2 protein-coding genes are annotated in these 4,412 nt (G+C 67.3%); both read right to left on the reverse strand.

Annotation, left to right across the window (positions count from 1 at the left end):
* Positions 1-1,744: RelA/SpoT family protein (locus U9980_RS04150; RefSeq protein WP_416210147.1), on the reverse strand; the 1,744-nt coding region annotated here is incomplete at its 3' end.
* Positions 1,745-1,897: 153 nt separating this feature from the next.
* Positions 1,898-4,387, reverse strand: coding sequence for a bifunctional (p)ppGpp synthetase/guanosine-3',5'-bis(diphosphate) 3'-pyrophosphohydrolase (locus U9980_RS04155; RefSeq protein ID WP_322766757.1), 2,490 nt, complete (start codon positions 4,385-4,387; stop codon positions 1,898-1,900).
* Between the last annotated feature and the right edge of the window lie 25 nt (positions 4,388-4,412).

Raw genomic sequence — 4,412 nt, forward strand, 5'->3', positions numbered from 1 at the left:
TGGGCACCATGGCGCCCGCCGCCAGCCCGCCGGGATCGGTGGTGGTGTCAGGCCCGGTGGTGTCAGGCCCGGTGGCAGGAGAGATCGTGTCGGCGTCCCGCCGCTGCTTCGTCGTCCTGCGACGGATCTTCACTCTGGCGCGGGACGTCTTGACGAAATCCAACCAGTCCTCGGACGGACCGGCGCCCGGCAGGCCGGACCGCAGGATTTCCACGACGTCACCGTTACGCAAGCGGGTGTGCAGCGGAACCAACCTGCCGTTGACGCGAGCACCGATGGCACGGTGGCCGAGTTCGGTGTGGACGGCGTAGGCCAGATCAACCGGCGTCGACCTCGCGGGTAGGGCGATGATCCTGCCCTTGGGCGTGAAGATGAGGACCTCGTCCGAGTCGAGATCCGCCGACAGCGACTCGATGAACTCACCCGGATCCTTTGCTTCACCCTCCCAGTCGAGGAGGCTGTGCAGCCATGCCAGACCTTCCAGGCGGGCGCCGTCCGCGGACGGCCCGACCGGCCGTGCGATGATCCCGGTTTCCGCGAGACGGTGCATGGCGTCGGTACGAATCTGGATGTCGACGGGCTTGCCCGCCGAGTCCACCACCGTCGTGTGCAGGGACTGGTACATGTTGAACTTGGGGGTGGCCACGAAGTCGCGTAGCCGTCCGGGCGCCGGGCGCCACATGGCGTGCACTTCCCCGAGCGTCTCATAGCAGTCAGTGACAGAATCGACGAGGATCAGCACCCGGGCGATGTCGTTGTAGTCACGCGCCTGGAAGCCGCGCTCCTGCGCCCGCTTGTAGATCGAGAAGAGGTGGCTCGTCCTGACCGAGACCCGGGCGTTGATGCGAGCATCCTCAAGACCGCCCTGCAGCGCGGCGACGATAGCGGCAACCTGGCCGGAGGCGCGCTCCGCGGCGCTGAAGTCGTCGACCATCTCCTGTATCCGCCGGTACTCGCCGGGATACAGGACTGCGAACGAACGGTCCTCCAACTCCCTCTTGATCACACTCACGCCGAGCCGATGCGCCAGGGGCGCGAGGATCTCGAGGGTCACCCGGGCGATGCGCGCCTGCTTGGGCGCCGACTTGAAGCCGAGAGTCCGCATGTTGTGGAGACGATCGGCAATCTTGATGACAAGAACCCGATAGTCCTTGGCAAGGGCGACGATCAGTTTCCGCAGGGTCTCCGCCTCGGCCTCGGCCGCGTCGCCGAAACGCATCTTGTCGAGCTTGGTCACCCCATCGACGATGTTGGCGACCTCAAGGCCGAAATCCGCGGCGGCGGCCTCCAGCGTGTAGGGGGTGTCCTCGACGGTGTCGTGCAGCAATGCCCCGACGATCGTGGTGGTATCCACCCCGAGTTCGGCGAGAATCTCGGTGACCGCGAGCGGGTGGGTGATGTACGGGTCGCCGCTGTGTCTCTCCTGACCGGCATGCTGCCGGTTCGCGACGTCGTATGCGTGGACGATGAGGCCGATGTCGGCCTTGGGATGATGCAGACAGTGCGCATCGGTCACTTCGCGCAGCTCCGGCGGCACCGGCGGCGTGCTGCGGACCGCCGCCATCCAGCGGCCCAGATGGGCCAAGCGGGCAGTGGCCAGCCGGGCGGCGGCAAGCGTACGCGAGGTTTCCTCTCCCCCGCCGGCACCGTCAGCTTCTCCGGCCGGCCAGCCCCCGCCAGCCCGTTCCATCCGCGCGGGCAACGCCGCGCCCTGCATACCGGCACCTACGATCTCGGCGTCCACAGCGCCCCCCTTACCAGATCTCAGCGCGCAACTGGCCGGCGAGCCATACCGCGGCGGACGACGACCGTCTGCCGCGGCAACATCGATGTCGTACGCGGAACAATCGGTTCCCACCGGCGGGAACCGCCGCATAGCCGGACGATGCAATCATGATCAGCACCGCACGCCCGAGGTGACCCGATAGCAGTCGTGCACGCCCTCGATCGATCGCACCGCATCCTGGATGTGTCCCAGGTGCTTTGCGTCCCCCATCTCGAAGGTGAACCGGCTGATCGCAATCTGGTCCTTTGTAGTCGTCACCGACGCGGACAGGATGTTGACGTGGTGGTTGGTCAGCACCCGGGTCACGTCGGACAGTAGACGGACACGATCCAGCGCCTCGACCTGGATGACGACAAGGAACACCGAACCCGAGGATGCGGCCCATTCGACCGCAATGGTCCGGTCGTGCGGCGCCGCACGCAGGATCGCCAGGTTCTGGCAGTCGTGGCGATGTACGGACACGCCCTTACCCCGTGTGACGAAACCTGTGATCGCGTCCCCCGGCATCGGCATGCAACAGCGGGCGAGCTTCGCCCACACGTCCTGCGAGCCGGTGACGATTACCCCCGGATCGCCCACCGACCGCCGCAGCGCCCGGGTCGGCAGGGCGGTCTCGGCGACGTCCTCGGCCGCGCCCTCGGGTCCACCGAGCGCGGACACCAGCCGGGCGACCACGTTCTGCGCGCTGACATGATTCTCACCGATCGCGGCATACAGCGCGGAAACGTCGGGGTACCGCATGTCCTTGGCCAGGCTGGGCAGCACGTCGCCGTTCATCAAGCGGGTGAGCGGGAGACCGTGGCGACGCATCATCCGAGCGATGGCGTCCCGGCCGGCGACGACGGCGTCCTCGCGTCGCTCCCGGGCGTGCCACTGGCGGATCTTCGTGCGGGCCCGGGACGACCGGACGAAGGTCAGCCAGTCCTCGCTCGGCCCGGCCGCATGTGCGCGTGAGGTGAAAATCTCGACGCTGTCCCCGTTGTCGAGCGGAGTGTCAAGAGCGGCGAGCCTGCTGTTGACCCTTGCGCCCACGCACTGGTTGCCGACGTCGGTGTGGACGGCGTAGGCGAAGTCGACCGGGGTCGACCCTTCCGGCAATGCGATCACGTCACCCTTGGGGGTGAAGACGAAGACCTCATCGGTGAACAGGTCGAACCGCAGGCTGTCGAGAAACTCGCCGGGTTGCGCGGTCTCCCGCTGCCAGTCGAGGATCTGGCGCAGCCAGGCGGTCTGATCCTGGCCGGAGCCACCCCGACGGGACCGGCCGCCCGCCTTCGACCCGCCGTCGGCAAGCCCGAACGCCCGCGCCTTCGCCGTGCCTGACGGCTGGGCCGCGACCCCGTCCTCCTTGTACTTCCAGTGCGCCGCGATCCCGTACTCAGCCCGGTTGTGCATCGCGTGGGTGCGGATCTGCAGCTCCACGGGCTTGCCGTCGGGCCCGATCACCGTCGTGTGCAGCGACTGGTACATGTTGAACTTGGGCATCGCGATGTAATCCTTGAACCGACCCGGAATCGGCTTCCAGTTCGCGTGGAGCGTACCCAGGGACGCGTAACAGTCGCGGACGGAGTCAACCAACACCCGGATTCCGACCAGGTCGTAGATGTCGTCGAACGACCGGCCGCGCACCACCATCTTCTGGTAGATCGAATAATAGTGCTTGGGACGACCGGTGACGACAGACTTGATCTTAGCTTCACCGAGATGGGCCACCACCGCGGAGACCACACCGGTGATGTAGGTGTCCCGGCTCGGCGCGCGCTCGGCCACCAGGCGGACGATCTCGTCGTAACGCTTCGGGTAGAGGGTCGCGAAAGCGAGATCCTCCAGCTCCCACTTGAGCGAGTTCATCCCCAACCGGTGAGCGAGGGGGGCGTAGATCTCCAGAGTCTCGCGGGCCTTACGTTCCTGTTTGTGCTCGGGCAGGAACCGCAGGGTCCGCATGTTGTGCAGACGGGCGGCGAGCTTGATCACCAGCGCCCGCGGGTCACGAGCCATCGCGACCACCATGCGACGGATCGTCTCGGCCTGGGCGCCCTCACCGACCTTCACCCGGTGGAGCCTCATCACCGCGTCGAGAACATCCGCGACGTGGTCGCCGAACTCGTCCCGGATGCCCTCGAGGGTCATGTGAGCGTCGCCCACGGTGCCATGCAGGAGCGCGGCGCACAGCGTCGGGGTGTCCATGCCGAGATCGGCAAGGATGCTCGCGACAGCTACGGGATGGGTCACATAGGGATGCCCGGACAGACGCACCTGGCCCGTATGCACCCCTGCCGCGGTCTCGAACGCCCGGTACACGGGGCCGACATCGGCGCGGGGATGGTTGGCCAGCAGCCCCCGCAGTACCGGATCCAACAGCGACGGCGAGGGTGCGCGATGCGACGCCAGTTTGGAGAACCGGCCCCGGACCCGACGGGGCAGCGGTGGCGACTCGTGCCCCAGGCGCGGCACCACCGGCGAACCCTCGCCGGGGTCGGGCTCCCCGTGGTCGACCTCCCCGGCGCCAGGCGCGCCGTACTCGCCTGCCGACGACGATTCGTCAACGATCGTCACGCCAGGCTCGGACACTCCGGTCACCACCGGTGCTGCCTCGGGCACAAGCCACTCCTGCTTCACCTAGCAA

This window comes from Protofrankia sp. Cr1 (genome assembly GCF_963555865.1).
Taxonomy (GTDB): Bacteria; Actinomycetota; Actinomycetes; order Frankiales; family Frankiaceae; genus Protofrankia.